This window comes from Streptomyces sp. NBC_01304 (assembly GCF_035975855.1).
Lineage (GTDB): Bacteria > Actinomycetota > Actinomycetes > Streptomycetales > Streptomycetaceae > Streptomyces.
Genome location: NZ_CP109055.1, coordinates 4,160,990 through 4,176,463, shown reverse-complemented (window position 1 = coordinate 4,176,463; position 15,474 = coordinate 4,160,990). Strand labels below are relative to the sequence as shown.

Below are 15,474 nucleotides of genomic sequence, written 5' to 3'. Positions count from 1 at the left end.
GCCTTGCGCGTACGCGGCGACCCTCAGGCGCCGACCTTCTGCTTGACCTGGGCGAGCGAAGGGTTGGTCAGCGTCGAGCCGTCCTCGAAGAGCACGGTCGGGACCGTCTGGTTGCCGCCGTTCGCCTTCTCGACGAACGCCGCGGACTCCGGGTCGTGCTCGATGTTGATTTCCTTGTACGCGATGCCCTCGCGGTCCAGCTGCTTCTTCAGCCGCTGGCAGTAGCCGCACCACGTGGTGCTGTACATCGTCACAGTGCCCGGCATGTCTTTTGTGCTCCTTCGCTGCTCGGTGCGTTCCGCACACCGCTCGGGTGCGTCCTCGCACCTGCTTTGAACGTACGCGACCCGGTCACCATTCCCGCATTAGTACGACCAATGCTGCACCCCTGTGGACAACGGGCTCGGCCACCTCCGCCGACCTGGCAGCATGGCGGGGTGACATCAGCAACGCACTCCCCACTGTTCCCGCAGGAACCGGGCGGCACAGGCCAGTACACGGCCCCGCCCCCGGACGCGGACGCCGTGCTCGCCGGGCTGGACCCCGAGCAGCGCGCGGTGGCCACCGCCCTGCAGGGGCCTGTGTGCGTGCTGGCCGGTGCCGGCACGGGCAAGACCCGGGCGATCACCCACCGGATCGCGTACGGGGTGCGGGCGGGCATCCTGCCCCCGGGCGGCGTGCTCGCCGTCACCTTCACCAACCGCGCCGCGGGGGAGATGCGCGGGCGCCTCCGCCAACTCGGGGTCAACGGCGTGCAGGCCCGCACCTTCCACTCCGCCGCCCTGCGCCAGCTCCAGTACTTCTGGCCCAAGGCCGTCGGCGGACCGCTGCCCCGCCTGGTCGAGCGGAAGGTCCAGCTGGTCGCAGAGGCCGCGGCCCGCTGCCGGATCCGGCTCGACCGGGGTGAGCTGCGCGATGTCACCGGCGAGATCGAGTGGTCCAAGGTCACCCAGACCGTCCCCGTCGACTACCCGGCCATCGCCCTCAAGGCCGGCCGCGAGGTACCCCGCGACCCGGCCGAGATCTCCCAGATCTACGCCATGTACGAGCAGCTGAAGCAGGACCGCGGCGTCATCGACTTCGAGGACGTACTGCTCCTGACGGTCGGCATCCTGCAGGACAACTACGCCGTCGCGGAGCAGGTCCGCTCCCAGTACTCGCACTTCGTGGTGGACGAGTACCAGGACGTCAGCCCGCTCCAGCAGCGCCTCCTGGAACTGTGGCTCGGCGACCGGGACAACCTCTGCGTGGTCGGCGACGCCAGCCAGACGATCTACTCCTTCACCGGCGCGACCCCCGACCACCTCCTGAACTTCCGCACCCGGCACCCGCAGGCCACGGTCGTGAAACTGGTCCGCGACTACCGCTCCACGCCCCAGGTCGTCCACCTCGCCAACGGCCTGCTCGCCCAGGCCAAGGGCCGCGCCGCCGAGCACCGCCTGGAACTGATCTCCCAGCGCGAGGCCGGACCCGAGCCGGTCTACACGGAGTACGGCGACGAGCCCACCGAGGCGGAGCACACCGCCCGCCGCATCCGCGACCTGATCAAGTCTGGCGTCACGGCCGGCGAGATCGCGGTGCTCTTCCGGACGAACGGCCAGTCCGAGCTGTACGAGCAGGCGCTCGCCGACGCCGGTGTGCCGTACCAGCTGCGCGGCGCCGAGCGGTTCTTCGAGCGCCAGGAGGTCCGCGAGGCGGGCGCGGCCCTGCGCGGGGCGGCCCGCTTCGGCGGCAATGACGCGCTGCTCGACGACGCCGTGGACGTGCCCTCGCAGGTGCGGGCCGTGCTGTCCACCAAGGGCTGGACGAGCCAGCCCCCGGCGGGCTCCGGCGCGGTCCGGGACCGCTGGGAGTCCCTGGCGGCGCTGGTCCGCCTGGCCGAGGACTTCGCCCGGGTCCGGCCCGAAGCCACGCTCTCCGACCTGATCGCGGAGCTCGACGAGCGGGCCGCCGCCCAGCACGCGCCGACCGTGGAGGGCGTCACGCTCGCCTCGCTGCACGCGGCCAAGGGCCTGGAGTGGGACGCGGTCTTCCTGGTCGGCCTTACCGAAGGCATGCTGCCGATCGCGTACGCCAAGACCGACGAGCAGGTCGAGGAGGAGCGCCGCCTCCTCTATGTCGGGGTCACCCGGGCCCGGGTGCACCTCTCCCTGTCCTGGGCGCTGTCCCGCTCGCCCGGCGGCCGCGCCTCGCGCCGGCCCAGCCGGTTCCTGAACGGCCTGCGGCCGGGCTCGGCCGCGGCCGCCCCCCGCAGCGCGGGCGGTGCGGGCGGCATCGAGCGCGGGGCGGCCCGCAAGCGCCGGAGCCGGGGTCCCGTGCACTGCCGCGTGTGCGGGCGGACACTGACCGACGCCGGCGAGATGAAGCTGATGCGGTGCGAAGACTGTCCTTCCGACATGGACGAAGGACTCTATGAGCGCCTGCGCGACTGGCGGGCCGAGCAGGCGGCCCAGCTCAGCCAGCCCGCATACTGCGTGTTCACGGACAAGACGCTCATGGCGATCGCCGAGGCCTGTCCGTCGGCCGAGGGCGAGCTCGCCCGCATCGCCGGCGTCGGGGTCCGGAAAATGGATCGCTTCGGCGCCGACGTCCTGGCCATCTGTGCAGGTGAGGAGCCTGAGACGGGAGTTGAAGCAGTGGTCGAGGGCGACTGATACAAACTCGTCGAGAAAATAGTTTGCGCACGCCCAAGGAAGACCCATAGGTTCTTAACCACGGGAACAGCGACTTCTCTGAAGCCCTGGTTCCGTGCTGTACTTAACAACCTTGACCGGTTCACCCCGGTCTCCGAGACGCCGAGAGGAGGCGAGTCCAGTGATCAGCATCAACCAGAGCAACATCAAACTGACCGACGTCGATCGCTCGGTCGTCGCCACCTGCCCGCTCGGCATCTCGTTCCAGGGCACCGGTCTGTCCGGCATTAATGCCGCCAGCCCCGTCGCCGCCCTGGGTCTCCCGGCTCTTGTGAGCCGTGAGCGCAATGAGCGTGATGAGCGACCGATGTTGGCACCGGAAGCAGCAGTAGCAACGGCCCAGGCACATGCCTATGCCTTTGCGGCAGCCGGTGCCGGATCCCGGAAGCAGACGACGCAGCAGCACATGTGGGCCTTCCGCGGGCTCGAACCCTGGAGTGATCCAGCCTGATCCAGATCAGGCCGGCGCCTTCAGGGCCGCGGAATCCCACCCGGGATCCGCGGCCCTTCTGTTTTCCCCGAACGGGAAAGCGGAGCGAAGGGGCCACCGGACGCAACACCCCGGTACCAAAGCCGCCACCCGGCCAACCCGGCCGGAACGACCGACGAGGAAGAAACCAACCGTGCAGACCGAAACGCACGCCCCGTCCGTACCGCCTTCAGAGACCATCCCGCCGCCCGGCCTTCAGGAGAACACCTTGACTCCGCTCACTGCGCTCACCGCGCTCGACGACGCCATCGAGAACCTCGGCGTACCCGTCCCCTGCCGCAGCTTCGACCCGGAGGTCTTCTTCGCCGAGTCGCCGGCCGATGTCGAGTACGCCAAGTCGCTCTGCCGTACCTGCCCGCTGATGGAGGCCTGCCTGGCCGGCGCCAAGGAGCGGCGTGAGCCGTGGGGCGTCTGGGGTGGCGAGCTGTTCGTCCAGGGTGTGGTCGTTGCCCGCAAGCGGCCGCGTGGTCGCCCGCGCAAGAACCCGGTCGCCGCATGAACGCCACCGGAACCATCGATCGCCCCCACACGCACGACCCCATGAATCAGGCCCCGATGAAGCCCTTCACCAGCGAGCCCGCCGGCTCCGCGACCACAGACACGTACAACTTCGGTGCGAACTCCTCGCGCCAGAACAGGACCCGCGAAATGCAACTCCAACCAGAAGCCCTGGCTCGCGCACATATGCACGAGCAACGCCGTGAGGCCGCTTCCGAGCGCCTCGCCCTGCGGCTGATCACCGCCCGCCGGATGCAGCGCCGCGCCGAGCGCGCGTCGCTGCGTGCCCGCCGCGCGCTCGCCATGGCGGTCATGCACTGATCGCCGAGCCGCATCCGGGTGCCCTCGGGCCCCGAACCGCATGACCATCCACGGGGGTCGTTCCGAACGGAGCGGCCCCCGCGGTGCGTTGTACGACCCAACTCCCGGCCGCGGCGCTACATTCGCCAGGTGGACAAGGAACCTCATCACCCTCCGCAGCCGGGTGCCGAGAGCGTCGTGTGTTCCCGCTGTGGCGCCACCGCCGAGGGCGCCCGGCCGACCTGGACCTGCTCCGTGGAGAACGGCAGCCGCCAGTACTTCTGCGACGACTGCGCCCGCGCCAACATCAGGGCCATCGAGGGACGACTCGACTCCAGCTGGTGGTGAGCCGTCCCGTCAGGTCAACCGCCCCTGGCCAACTTCCTCAGGCCTCGACGGCCGCCTCGGCCTCGGACTCGTCCTCGGGCAGGAATCCGGGCAGCCACGCCTCGAGTTCGTCCCGCATCCGCACCGTCGCCCCCAGCTGACAGAGCACCCCGATCGTGCTGAGCGTCACCCGGTGTATCAGCAGATACGAGGGCGGCAGATTCAACTGCTTGCCCAACTGATGCGCGGGGGAGCGGGGATCGGCGATCCGCCCCGCCTGATTGCGGATCCAGCTCCGGGTGAACTCGAACGCGTCGGCCTGGGCGGGCTCGATGATCGGCAGCAGATAGTCGAGCACCGCGTCCGGGTCGAGGTCTATGGACTCCTTGACGAAGCCCTCCTCGCGCAACATCTCGTACACCGCCTCGGCTTCGCCCTCGATCGTCATCCGCAGGGCATAGCCGATCGTGTCGGGCAGTCCGCCCGGCAGCCGGTCCACCGTGCCGAAGTCGAGCACCCCGAGCCGCCAGTGGGCCACGTCCCCTTCGCCGTCCTCGCCGCCCTCCCCGGTGGGCAGCAGCCGGAAGTTGCCCGGGTGCGGGTCGGCGTGCAGCAGTCCGGTGCGGGCCGGGCCGGAGAAGAGGAACCTGGTCAGGAGCTGACCCGCCCGGTTGCGCTGCTCCTCGGTGCCGTCCGCGATCACCTCGGACAGGGGTATCCCGTCGATCCACTCGGTCACCAGGACCTGCTCGCACTGATGCACCACAGCGGGCACCAGCACATCCGGATCGCCCGCGAACTCCTCGGCGTGCGCCCGCTGGGCCTGCGCCTCCAGGCCGTAGTCGAGTTCCTCGGACACCCGGTCGCGCAGCTCGGAGATGAGCGGCTTGATGTCCATCCCCGGAATCAGCGGGCCGAGCAGGCGCGCGAACCGGCTGAGTTGATTCAGGTCGGAGAGCAGCGCCTCCCCGGCGCCCGGGTACTGCACCTTGACGGCGACCTGCCGGCCGTCGTGCCAGATGGCCCGGTGCACCTGGCCGATGGACGCGGCGGCCGACGGCTTGTCCTCGAACTCGAGGAACTGCTCCCGCCAGTCCTCGCCGAGCCGTTCGGCGAGCACCGCATGCACGGTGCGCGTCGGCATCGGCGGCGCCGCTTCCTGCAGCTTGGTGAGCGCGGCGCGGTAGGGCCCGGCTATCTCCTCCGGCAGTGCCGACTCGAAGACGGACAGTGCCTGCCCGAACTTCATGGCCCCGCCCTTGAGCTCACCGAGCACCTTGAACAGCTGCTCCGCCGTGCGTTGTTGCAGCTCACGGGCCACGATCTCCGCCGACTTGCCGCCGATCCGCTTACCGAGCCCCCATGTCGCCCGGCCCGCGAAGCCGAGTGGCAGCGCGGCCAGCTTGGCGGTCCGGGTGACCGCCTTCCGGGGAAGATCAGACATGCGCCCCTCCAATTCCCAGACAGCTGTGCCGCTTGTGCCCTCGGCATGGCCTGTGCCCCTGAGCGTCGGCACCTGCTCCCGCCGACGGTCGTTACCCGGCCATTGTCTCGTGTGACGCGCGTTCTCTTGAGGTGTCCTCCCTCTCATCTCGAGAGGCCGCCCCGCAGGAGCAGTCGGGGTGCGGCCGCACCCGCTCCGACCGCCAGTCGAGCCCCGGCAGCGGAGCCTCCCACCGTGTCCCGACGGCAGCCGGGAGCGCCCCGTCCAGGAAGGCCAGTGCATGCGAGGCGGCAAGCCCCGCGACCGCCGTCGCCAGCGCCAGATCACAGGACGGCACCGCCCTGGACGCCCGCCCCGAGCGCCACTGGGCCAGCATCCGCAGCCACCCGGCGTCCCGCTCCGCCCGCCCGAGATCGAGACACCCGGCGCAGCCTGAAACGCCCGGCAGCACCAACGGCCCCACCACCCCGGTGCCCTCGATCACCCCCGCGAAAAGATGCGGTGTGCCCGCCGCCACGAGTGGCTCCACGACAGCGGGGTCGGGTGCGAAGGCGGCCAGACCGTCCCGCGGCGCCACCACCACGAGCGAAAGCCCCGGCTCGACGCCCTGCCCGTCCTCGGGTACCTCGCCGCTGCCCGCGGGTCCGGTTCGCCTCCGTCGTGGTGGTCGGACCGGTGCGCATCGGCGCACCAGGCGTCGTGCGGCCGCGTCCCTGCGCTCCCCGACCGACTGCGCGGGCAGCCCGCCGGGCGACACGTCCCACGGCTCGACGCACCCGCCCTCCAGCACATCGACCTTGCCGACCGCCGCCCCCGAGAGCACGGCGGCGATGCCCGCCCCCACCCGGCCGGCGCCTCGCACCTGGACACGCATGGCGCTCCGTGCCGCCAACCGCCTTATCCCGCCCGTGGGTTCCCGGTCCACGAGGGACAGCGACGCCAGATCGGGGCGCAGCCGGTCCAGCGCGCCCGGCCTGCGGCGCAGCGCGTCCGCGGCCGGACCGCCGCCCGTGGTGTCATCGAGCAGACCTGCCGCGGCCAGCCGCTCCACCAGCATGTCCACATGTCCTTCGGGCAGCCCGAGCCCGTGTCCTTCCTCGCGCAGCAGCGGCAACCCGCGCGTGCCGTCGAGCCGGTGGAGCAGGCCGGCCGTCGCCAGGTCGAGCGGTCCGAGCACCACCGCGTGTGCGGGTGCGATGCCGAACTGCACGGTGGTGAGATCCCGCCAGGCGCGCCGCAGCGCAGGTTTCACCATCGGATGCATGACTGTCCCCCGTACTGTCCCCGTGATCCGTGATCCGTGATCCGTGATCCGTGGTCGTGGTCCGCGGACCGGAGGCGATCCCCGAGCCGCATCGCCAGCATGCCGCCTCCGCCGCGAAGGCCCCGAAAGTTATCCACAGGCGGTGGTCAATAGTCGTACAAACAATCCACGCAAGGGGTGGATCAGCCCCGAACCGTCCCGGAGGCGGGACTTCCCCCACTGCCAGCGGGTAACGTCGGGGCGTGCCAGCCGACCCACTGCACCGCGCCGGAAGTCCACAGCGCAGCACGACGAACCAGCCGCCACGCGGCTCGGCGGTGAGCGCGGTCGAGGTCCGCCGGAGTGCCAGACGGCGCAGAACGGTCTCCGCGTATCGCGAGGGCGACCGCACGATCGTGCTGATCCCCGCCCGGATGTCGGAGGCGGAGGAGCAGCGCTGGGTCGGCGTGATGCTGGACAAGCTCGCCGCGCAGGAGAGCAAGCGTCTTCTCGGCGACGCCGAACTCGCCGAGCGGGCCGAATATCTGTCGGACCAGTACTTCGAGGGCCGGGCCAGGCCCACCTCGGTGCGCTGGGTCACCAACCAGAACACCCGCTGGGGCTCGTGCACTCCGGCCGAAGGCAGCATCCGTCTCTCGCACCGGCTGCAGGGCATGCCCGAGTACGTCGTCGACTACGTCCTGGTCCATGAGCTCGCCCACCTTCTGGTGCCGGGGCACGGCCCCAGGTTCTGGCGGCTGTTGGAGGCGTATCCGCGTACGGAACGAGCCCGCGGCTATCTCGAGGGCGTCGTCGCCGCGGACCGGCTGCCGCACCTCCCCGCAGCGCGCAGCGAGTGACACCGGCCGCGCAGCGCGTGACATCCACGCACGTGGTGTAGGCCCCAAGCGACGATTCTGTACCGGCTCTGTCCCGGCTTCGCGCACTGTCAGTGTTTGCGGTTAGCCTGGCGCGGCGCATTCACATTCGGGATGGGGGACGGTCGTTACGTATGGCCAGGGAATTCCAACGCGGCCACAAGGCCAAGATCAGTGACCTCACCGCAGGGACGGATCTGTACGTAGGTGTGCAGATCTCGGCCCCCGGACTGAGCTTCGACATCAGCTGCTTCGGCCTCGACGCCAATGAGCAGCTCTCCGACGATCGCTACTTCGTCTTCTTCAACCAGCCCAAGTCGCCCGAGGAGTCGATCCAGCTCCTCGGTGCCCAGTCCGGCGACACGGAGTCGTTCCGGGTCACTCTCGACCGGATTCCGCCGCAGATCCACAAGTTGTCGATCACGGCGACGATCGACGGTGCGGGTCAGATGTCGCAGATCGCCCCCGGGTACCTCCGGATCGTCGCGGGCGGTGAAGAGGTCGCCCGCTATCCGTTCAACGGCACGGAGTTCTCCACCGAACGCGCGGTGATGATCGGCGACTTCTATCTGAAGGACGTCTGGCGGTTCGCCGCGGTCGGCCAGGGCTTCGACGGCGGACTCGACGCCCTCCTGAAGAACTTCGGCGGCGAGGTCGCCGAGGAGCAGCAGGCCGCGCCGCAGCAGGCGCAGGGCGGCGCCCCCGGCTTCGCCCCGCCGCCCGGTGGTGCGGCCCCCGCCCCGGCCCCGTCCTTCGGCGCCCCGGCACCGGCCCCCGCCCCGCCGCAGCAGGCGCAGCCCGCACCGCAGGGCTTCGCCCCGCCCCCGGCCCCCGCGCCGGCCCCGCAGCCGGATGTGCACGCCGCGCCGACGATCGTCGCCCCGCTGTCGACGCCGCCCGGCACGGTCCCGCCGCCCGCCCCGCCGGGCTACGGCCAGCCGGGCCAGCCGCAGCAGCAGCCGATGCACGGCCCGCACCCGGGCCAGCAGCAGCCGTTCCCGGGCCAGCAGCCGCAGTACGGCCAGGTTCCCGGCCAGCCCGCGCCCCCGCCGGGTTACGGCCAGCCTCCGGGCCAGCCGCAGGGCGGTCCGTTCCCCGGCCAGCCCTCCGCGCCGTCGCCGTACGGCCAGCCCCAGGGCATGCCGCAGGGCGCCCCGCAGGCCGGCGGTGTGGCCGCCGCGCTGCAGAAGTACCGCGAAGCACCCACCGGACAGCGCTGGACGCAGCAGAACGAGCAGATGGTCCGCGTCGACCTCGGCCAGCAGGGCCAGGCCGTCCTCGCCCGCCAGGGCAGCATGGTGCTGTACCAGGGCAAGGTCGACTTCAGCTACAAGGGCGCAGGCTTCGCCGGCCGCATCGTGGGCAACGCCACCGGCCAGGAAATGCAGTTGATGCGCTGCACCGGCCGCGGCCAGGTCTTCCTCGCGGAGAACGAGGCCCATCTGCACCCCATCGAGCTCCAGGGCGACGCCATTTGCGTCTCCGCGGAGAACGTCTTGGCGTTCGACGAGTCCCTGCAGCACGAGGTCCGTCGCATCGAGGGCCACGGCATCCCGGGCGGCGCCCTGTTCACCATGCAGTTCCAGGGCACCGGTTCGGTGATCGTGAAGACGAAGGGCACCCCCGTGGTGCTGCCCGTCACGCCGACGACCTTCGCGGACGCCAACTCGATCGTCGCGTGGTCGGCCGCCTCCCAGGTCATCATCTCGAGCCAGGTGCGCCTGCGCAGGCAGGCCTTCCCCGGCCACAGCGGGGAGACCGTGAACCTCCAATTCCGCGGTGCGCCCGGCAACTTCATCGTCGTCCAGCCCTACGAGATCTAAGGGGAGCGAAGTCATGAACCAGCTCGCGGGCTTCGCCCCGACTCCCGTGTCGGCCCGGATGGAGAACCACGGCCGCAGCATGGCCAAGATCGCCATGCAGAGCGGCCAGGACGTCTTCTGCCGGACCGGCTCGATGATCGCGTACGAGGGCTTCGTCCAGTACGAGCCCAATCCGCCGGCCGTCCGGCAGATCGCCGGCGCCTGGATCACCGGCGAGGGCATGCCGCTGATGAAGGCCAGCGGCGACGGACTGCTCTACCTCGCCGACTACGGCGCGGACGTCGTCGTCATCAACCTCAACGGCGACTCCCTCTCCGTGAACGGCACCAACCTCCTTGCCTTCGACGCGCACCTCCAGTGGGGCGTCGAGCGGGTCAAGGGCCTGGCGAAGTTCGCCGGCCAGGGCCTGTGGAACGTCAAGGTGACGGGCCAGGGCTGGGTCGCGCTGACCTCGCGCGGGGCGCCGATCGTCGTCGACTGCGGCAGCGGCGAGGACGAGACGTACGTCGACCCGGACGCCCTGGTCGCCTGGTCACCGAACCTCAAGGTGAAGGGCAAGCGCAGCTTCAAGGCGTCCTCGATGATCGGCCGGGGCAGCGGCGAGGCCTACCAGATGGCGTTCTCCGGCCAGGGGATCGTCGTCGTACAGCCCAGTGAAGACAGCAGCGACCGTCTCCGGGTCCGGGGCTAGGGGGAGCGAACACACCATGCAGAGCCCGCTTTTCGCTTTTACCGAGCAGCAGTCCCAGGAGCGCTACGCGATCCAGAATCCGCAGATGCTGCGGATCCACCTCGAAGGCCATGACGACGTCCTCGCCCGCAAGGGCGCGATGGTCGCCTACCAGGGCCTCATCGAGTTCGACGGCGAGTACCAGTCCGGTCAGCAGCAGCGCGCGCGTGCCAACACGGGCGAGGGCCTCGACCCGATGCGCTGCTCCGGGCAGGGCACGATCTATCTGGCCAACCTGGCGCAGTACATCCACATCGTCGACATCGACCAGCAGGGCCTGGTCGTGGACAGCAGTTACGTCCTCGCGCTCGATTCCGTCCTGCACACCGAGTCCATCGCGGTGGACAGCCAGTACGGCATCTCCGGGTCCGGCAAGTACCAGCTGAACATCTCCGGCAGCGGCAAGGTCGCCCTGATGACCTCAGGTCAGCCGCTGATGATGCAGGTCACGCCGGACAAGTACGTGAACTGCGACGCCGACGCGATCGTCGGCTGGTCCAAGTCGCTGCGGGTGCAGATGCAGGCCCAGACCTCCAGCTCCAACGTGCGCCGCCGCCGCGGCAACACCGGTGAGGGCTGGGAACTGAGCTTCATGGGCTCGGGCTTCGTCCTGGTCCAGCCCAGCGAGGTGCTGCCGCCGCAGAACGTCGTGATGCAGGGCATGGCCGCGCAGTACGGCATGGGGCAGCAGGGCGCCCGCGGGCAGAACCGGGGCAATGTCTGGGAGTAATTCCCGTCAGACGGATGCCCATTGGGCAGCAGTAAGGGGCGACCGCCATGGCGGTCGCCCCTTACGCGTGCTCCGGTTTACGCGTGCTCCGCTTACGCAAGCTCCGCAAGGCGCGCGCGGGTGGCTTCCATCAGCCGTACGACCGACTCGTCGGCCACACCCGCCACCTCGTCGTACGCGAACCAGCGCAGGTCGAGCGACTCGTCGCTGATCGCCTCGACCGCGTCCGCCGGGGCGACGGCCGCGTACTGGACATCGAGATGCCAGTTGCAGGGCGCCGGAATCGGATGCCGGTCCAGGCGCACCGGACCGCCCGGCAGCAGCGTGAGCCCCGCGATGCCGGACTCCTCGGTGCCCTCGCGCAGCGCGGCGGCGGCGACCGTGTCATCGCCCGGTTCGCAGTGCCCGCCCATCTGCAGCCACATCTGCAGCTTTTTGTGCAGCGTCAGCAGTACGCGCCCGCGCGTGGGGTCGATGACCAGCGCGCTCGCCGTCAGATGCCCGGCCCCGCAGGCCTTCCACATGCCGTCGGGATGAGTCGCCAGATGGTCCAAGTAGGCCTGGCGCAGCTCTTCTTGGTGCTCGTACTTCTTCAGTACGAGCACCGCGTCTTCGTGCAGGCTCACTTGTCGCCGTCGCCCTTGTCGTCGTCCTTCTTGAGGTCGGGCCCGGAGCCGCCCGCGGCCTCGCCGAGCATCTTGTCGATGGCGTCGAAGTCGAGCTTGGGCTCGTCGGAGGAGGCGTCGGAGCCCGCCTCGCCGCGGTGCACGAAGCCGTCCGGGTCGTCCAGGTCCCCGGCCGTCGGCAGCATGTCCGGGTGCGCCCACAGGCCGTCGCGCCCGTCCACCCCGCGCGCGTCCGTGAGCGAGGCCCACAGCCGCGAGGCGTCCCGCAGCCGGCGCGGCCGCAGCTCGAGGCCGATCAGGGTGGCGAAGGTCTGCTCGGCGGGCCCACCGCTCGCCCGGCGCCTGCGCAGCGTCTCGCGCAGCGCCCCGGCCGAGGTCAGCCGGTCCTTGGCGGCCTCGTGCACGACCGCGTCCACCCAGCCCTCGACCAGCGCGAGCGCCGTCTCCAGACGGGCGAGCGCGGCCTTCTGGGCCGGGGTGTCCTCGGGCTGGAACATGCCCTGCTGCAGCGCGTTCTGCAGCTCCTCGGGGTTCTGCGGGTCGAACTGGCCGACCACGTCCTCCAGCTTCGCGGTGTCGACCTTGATCCCGCGCGCGTACCCCTCGACCGCACCGAACAGATGCGAGCGCAGCCACGGCACATGGGCGAAGAGCCGCTGGTGGGCGGCCTCGCGCAGGGCCAGATACAACCGCACCTCGTCCTGCGGGACGCCCAGGTCCTTGCCGAACGCCTCGATGTTCAGCGGCAGCAGCGCGGCCTTCCCGGCCGGGCCCAGCGGAAGGCCGATGTCGGTCGAGCCGACGACCTCGCCCGCGAGCACGCCCACGGCCTGCCCGATCTGCTGGCCGAACATCGCGCCGCCCATGGAGCGCATCATGCCGAGCAGCGGGCCCGCCATGGCCTGCATCTCCTCGGGCAGCACATCGCCCATCGCGGCCCCGACCCGCTCGGCCACCGGGTCCACCAGCTCCTGCCACACCGGCAGCGTCGCCTCGACCCACTCGGCGCGCGACCAGGCCACCGCGGACCCCGCACCCGACGGCAGCGAGGTCACGCCGTCCAGCCACACGTCGGCCAGGCGCACGGCCTCTTCCACGGCGGTGCGCTGGGCGGGGCCCACGCTCGCGTCCTTGGTGCCGTCCGCGGTGCCCTGGGAGACCGTCTGGCGGGCGATCTGCTTGGCCATGTCCCAGTTCACCGGGCCGCCCTCGTACGAGAGCATCTGGCCGAGCTGCTGGAAGGCGGCGCCCAGGTCGTTCGGGTTCATGTTCCCGAACATCGCGGCGAACGGATTGTCGCCACCGCCGGGCATACCAGGCATGCCGCCGCCCGTACCGAAGCCGAAGGGGTTGGCCGGGTCCTGGCCGGCGCCACCGCTCGCGGGGTCCTTCTTCTTGCCCTCGTCGCCGTTTTCCGGCTCCTCCGGCGGAAGGCCGAATCCGAATGGGGTGTCACTCACGGGAATCCTCGGCTCGTAAGGCCGCCGGTTCTGGGTTCCGACGGCGACTGCCCGACAACACCACCCAGCGTAGACACCGAAGCCGCTTATGGGCTCGGTGCTCCGCTGCCTTGCGGGCTGCGGCAGGATGGACGCCACCTGGTCCGTACGCGTCATTCACGTACGTACTGAAGACAACCGCTGGAGACGCCCGGTGAGTTCCCCAGATCCGCAGGTTCGCGCAGCGCGAAACGAGTCAACCGTGCCCGCGAGAGGTCCCGTGGTGGCCGTCACGGGCGCCGCGTCCGGTGTGGGCGCGCTGCTCGTCGAGCGCCTGGCCGCATCCGAGGAGATCAAGCAGGTCGTGGCCATCGACGAGCGCCGGGGCGAGTGCGCTTCGGCGCAGTGGCACATTCTCGACGTACGGGATCCAGCCATCGCCGAGAAGCTGCGTGGCGCAGACGTCGTCGTGCACCTGGCGCTCGACCTCGACCTCGAGACCGACCCCGCAGCCCGCACGGCGTACAACGTCCGCGGCACCCAGACCGTCCTCACGGCCGCCGCGGCGGCCGGCGTCCACCGGGTCGTGCTCTGCACCTCCGCGATGGTCTACGGGGCGCTGGAGGACAACGAGCTCCCGCTCTCCGAGGACTCCGAGCTGCGCGCCACCGCCGAGGCCACCGGCGTCGGCGACCTCCTTGAGATCGAACGCCTCGCCCGCCGCGCACCCCGCGCGCACCCCGGCCTGAACGTCACCGTGCTGCGCCCCGCCGTCCTGGTCGGCGGCGGTAGCGACACCGCGCTGACCCGCTACTTCGAGTCGCCGCGCCTGCTCGTCGTGGCCGGCTCGCGCCCCGTGTGGCAGTTCTGCCACGTCGAGGACCTGTGCAGCGCGCTCGAGTACGCCGTCCTGGAGAAGGTCGACGGCGACCTGGCCGTCGGCTGCGACGGCTGGCTGGAGCAGGAGGAGGTCGAGGAGCTCAGCGGAATCCGCCGCATGGAGCTGCCCTCGGCGGTCGCCCTGGGAGCCGCCGCCCGGCTGCACCGGATCGGCCTCACCCCGTCCCCGGCGGGCGACCTCGCGTACACGATGTACCCCTGGGTGGTCAGCGTGAGCAGGCTGCACGACGCGGGCTGGCGGCCGCAGTGGAGCAACGAGGAGGTCCTCGCCGAACTCCTCGAAGAGGTCTCCGGCCGGCACACCGTCGCGGGCCGCCGCCTCGGCCGCAAGGACGCGACCGCCGCGGGTGCCGCGGGTGCGACCGTCGCCCTTCTGGGCGCCGCCGCGGTGGTGCGCGCGGCGCGCAGGCGCCGCGGCCTGTAGGCGCCGCATGTAGGACTCTCCTACGCGGCACACGCGCGGCCGGTCGAACGTGCTATTCCGCGATGTCAGTGGCGTAAGGCACGATGAAGGGCATGGCAGCAGCACGGTACGACCACCCCGGCGAGCAGGCAGCACAGGACCCGATCCGGCTGCTCGCCATTCGCGACACCCCGCTCTCGCTCGACGAGGTCTTCAAGGCGGCGGGCGACCACGCGGCGGGCGGCACCGCGCTCTTCGTGGGCACGGTACGCAACCACGACGGCGGGGCCGACGTGGACGAGCTGGGCTACTCCTGCCACCCCACGGCCGAGGCCGAGATGCGCCGCGTCGCCGAGAAGGTCGTCGCCGAGTACCCCGTGCGCGCCCTGGCCGCCGTGCACCGCGTGGGCGATCTCGAGGTCGGCGACCTCGCGGTGATCGTCGCGGTCTCCTGCCCGCACCGCGCGGAGGCCTTCGCCGCCGCCCGCAAGCTGATCGACGACCTGAAGCACGAGGTCCCGATCTGGAAGCACCAGAAGTTCTCGGACGGCACCGAGGAGTGGGTCGGCGCCTGCTGACCCGTCGCGGGGCGCCTGTCCGACTCCGCGTGGGCCGCACCGCGCATCCTTGGCCGAGCCGTTGCTTCCGGTTGCGTAACCCGGGCCCTGCCGTGAGCGTTGACAGAGCGGATGGTTAATCTGCTGATCAGTCAGTTGCGGTCGCTCATGGGGTCGGGAGGTCGGCATGGCATCGCTCGCTTGGTTGCTGATTCCGCTTATGGCTGCGATCGGCGCCGGAGTATGGGGCAGTTGGGCCGCCCGCAATCGCCGGACCGGTGACGGCAACGAGCTTCAGGGGTACGCGAAGTTCCGCGAGGCCATGGAGCGGTCGGAGCTGGAGAAGACGAGCACAGGCACGGACGCCGCCTGAGGCGTGGGCAGCCACCGGGG

At 70.8% G+C, this 15,474-nt stretch carries 17 protein-coding genes; 12 read left to right on the top strand and 5 right to left on the bottom strand.

The features are described from left to right. Window positions 1–23: 23 nt before the first annotated feature. A complete protein-coding gene (locus OG430_RS18155) occupies window positions 24–266 on the bottom strand; it encodes a mycoredoxin (protein WP_165332969.1) in 243 nt (80 codons plus the stop codon). 111 nt (window positions 267–377) lie between these two features. Here OG430_RS18155 and OG430_RS18150 point away from each other — a divergent pair, with 111 nt between their 5' ends. From OG430_RS18150 to OG430_RS18130, 5 genes are all read left to right on the top strand, one after another. Continuing rightward, the gene (locus tag OG430_RS18150) at window positions 378–2,654 is read left to right on the top strand and encodes an ATP-dependent DNA helicase UvrD2 (protein WP_327353570.1); all 2,277 of its coding nucleotides are present in this window, start codon (window positions 378–380) and stop codon (window positions 2,652–2,654) included. Between the two features lie 160 nt (window positions 2,655–2,814). Further along, on the top strand, window positions 2,815–3,144 hold the full coding sequence (locus OG430_RS18145) for a hypothetical protein (RefSeq protein WP_327353569.1): 330 nt from the start codon (window positions 2,815–2,817) through the stop codon (window positions 3,142–3,144). Window positions 3,145–3,316: 172 nt separating this feature from the next. Then, the gene (locus OG430_RS18140; protein WP_327353568.1) at window positions 3,317–3,682 is read left to right on the top strand and encodes a WhiB family transcriptional regulator; all 366 of its coding nucleotides are present in this window, start codon (window positions 3,317–3,319) and stop codon (window positions 3,680–3,682) included. Then, window positions 3,679–4,002: a hypothetical protein gene (locus OG430_RS18135; protein ID WP_327353567.1), complete on the top strand. Its 324-nt coding sequence runs from the start codon at window positions 3,679–3,681 to the stop codon at window positions 4,000–4,002. The genes OG430_RS18140 and OG430_RS18135 overlap by 4 nt, the downstream gene beginning before the upstream one ends. Window positions 4,003–4,131: 129 nt before the next feature. Beyond that, entirely contained in the window at window positions 4,132–4,329 is a 198-nt protein-coding gene (locus tag OG430_RS18130; RefSeq protein ID WP_327353566.1) for a hypothetical protein, read from the top strand. A gap of 37 nt (window positions 4,330–4,366) precedes the next feature. Here OG430_RS18130 and OG430_RS18125 read toward each other — a convergent pair whose 3' ends face one another. Both OG430_RS18125 and OG430_RS18120 read right to left on the bottom strand, forming a co-directional pair. Further along, window positions 4,367–5,752, bottom strand: a complete 1,386-nt coding sequence (locus OG430_RS18125; protein WP_327353565.1) for an ABC1 kinase family protein — start codon at window positions 5,750–5,752, stop codon at window positions 4,367–4,369. Between the two features lie 91 nt (window positions 5,753–5,843). Further along, a complete protein-coding gene (locus OG430_RS18120) occupies window positions 5,844–7,016 on the bottom strand; it encodes a TOMM precursor leader peptide-binding protein (protein WP_327353564.1) in 1,173 nt (390 codons plus the stop codon). 242 nt (window positions 7,017–7,258) lie between these two features. Here OG430_RS18120 and OG430_RS18115 point away from each other — a divergent pair, with 242 nt between their 5' ends. From OG430_RS18115 to OG430_RS18100, 4 genes are all read left to right on the top strand, one after another. Next, window positions 7,259–7,855, top strand: coding sequence for a M48 metallopeptidase family protein (locus OG430_RS18115; RefSeq protein WP_327353563.1), 597 nt, complete (start codon window positions 7,259–7,261; stop codon window positions 7,853–7,855). Window positions 7,856–8,007: 152 nt separating this feature from the next. Next, a complete protein-coding gene (locus OG430_RS18110) occupies window positions 8,008–9,696 on the top strand; it encodes a TerD family protein (protein ID WP_327353562.1) in 1,689 nt (562 codons plus the stop codon). A gap of 13 nt (window positions 9,697–9,709) precedes the next feature. Further along, window positions 9,710–10,387: an AIM24 family protein gene (locus OG430_RS18105; RefSeq protein ID WP_327353561.1), complete on the top strand. Its 678-nt coding sequence runs from the start codon at window positions 9,710–9,712 to the stop codon at window positions 10,385–10,387. Between the two features lie 16 nt (window positions 10,388–10,403). Then, window positions 10,404–11,156 carry an AIM24 family protein gene (locus OG430_RS18100; RefSeq protein WP_327353560.1) on the top strand — a complete coding sequence of 251 codons (753 nt, stop codon included), beginning with the start codon at window positions 10,404–10,406 and terminating at the stop codon, window positions 11,154–11,156. A gap of 92 nt (window positions 11,157–11,248) precedes the next feature. Here OG430_RS18100 and OG430_RS18095 read toward each other — a convergent pair whose 3' ends face one another. Both OG430_RS18095 and OG430_RS18090 read right to left on the bottom strand, forming a co-directional pair. After that, window positions 11,249–11,782 carry an NUDIX hydrolase gene (locus OG430_RS18095; RefSeq protein ID WP_327353559.1) on the bottom strand — a complete coding sequence of 178 codons (534 nt, stop codon included), beginning with the start codon at window positions 11,780–11,782 and terminating at the stop codon, window positions 11,249–11,251. Then, window positions 11,779–13,242: a zinc-dependent metalloprotease gene (locus tag OG430_RS18090; protein ID WP_327353558.1), complete on the bottom strand. Its 1,464-nt coding sequence runs from the start codon at window positions 13,240–13,242 to the stop codon at window positions 11,779–11,781. Before OG430_RS18090 ends, OG430_RS18095 begins: the two co-directional genes overlap by 4 nt. Window positions 13,243–13,435: 193 nt before the next feature. Between OG430_RS18090 and OG430_RS18085 the strand changes: the two genes are divergently transcribed. The 3 genes from OG430_RS18085 to OG430_RS18075 all read left to right on the top strand — a co-directional run bounded on the left by OG430_RS18085 (window position 13,436) and on the right by OG430_RS18075 (window position 15,454). Then, window positions 13,436–14,545 carry an SDR family oxidoreductase gene (locus OG430_RS18085; protein ID WP_327353557.1) on the top strand — a complete coding sequence of 370 codons (1,110 nt, stop codon included), beginning with the start codon at window positions 13,436–13,438 and terminating at the stop codon, window positions 14,543–14,545. A 92-nt stretch (window positions 14,546–14,637) separates the two neighbouring features. Next, window positions 14,638–15,102 carry a molybdenum cofactor biosynthesis protein MoaE gene (locus tag OG430_RS18080; protein WP_327353556.1) on the top strand — a complete coding sequence of 155 codons (465 nt, stop codon included), beginning with the start codon at window positions 14,638–14,640 and terminating at the stop codon, window positions 15,100–15,102. A 166-nt stretch (window positions 15,103–15,268) separates the two neighbouring features. After that, window positions 15,269–15,454, top strand: coding sequence for a hypothetical protein (locus tag OG430_RS18075; RefSeq protein ID WP_327353555.1), 186 nt, complete (start codon window positions 15,269–15,271; stop codon window positions 15,452–15,454). Window positions 15,455–15,474 lie beyond the last annotated feature (20 nt).

Excerpts from the sequence above, each read along its gene's own strand:
- OG430_RS18150 (WP_327353570.1), top strand. The coding sequence starts at position 378 with ATGCTGCACCCCTGTGGACAACGGGCTCGGCCACCTCCGCCGACCTGG.
- OG430_RS18125 (WP_327353565.1), bottom strand. The coding sequence starts at position 5,752 with ATGTCTGATCTTCCCCGGAAGGCGGTCACCCGGACCGCCAAGCTGGCC.
- OG430_RS18080 (WP_327353556.1), top strand. The coding sequence starts at position 14,638 with ATGGCAGCAGCACGGTACGACCACCCCGGCGAGCAGGCAGCACAGGAC.
- OG430_RS18110 (WP_327353562.1), top strand. The coding sequence starts at position 8,008 with ATGGCCAGGGAATTCCAACGCGGCCACAAGGCCAAGATCAGTGACCTC.
- OG430_RS18105 (WP_327353561.1), top strand. The coding sequence starts at position 9,710 with ATGAACCAGCTCGCGGGCTTCGCCCCGACTCCCGTGTCGGCCCGGATG.
- OG430_RS18155 (WP_165332969.1), bottom strand. The coding sequence starts at position 266 with ATGCCGGGCACTGTGACGATGTACAGCACCACGTGGTGCGGCTACTGC.
- OG430_RS18100 (WP_327353560.1), top strand. The coding sequence starts at position 10,404 with ATGCAGAGCCCGCTTTTCGCTTTTACCGAGCAGCAGTCCCAGGAGCGC.
- OG430_RS18120 (WP_327353564.1), bottom strand. The coding sequence starts at position 7,016 with ATGCATCCGATGGTGAAACCTGCGCTGCGGCGCGCCTGGCGGGATCTC.
- OG430_RS18135 (WP_327353567.1), top strand. The coding sequence starts at position 3,679 with ATGAACGCCACCGGAACCATCGATCGCCCCCACACGCACGACCCCATG.
- OG430_RS18075 (WP_327353555.1), top strand. The coding sequence starts at position 15,269 with ATGGCATCGCTCGCTTGGTTGCTGATTCCGCTTATGGCTGCGATCGGC.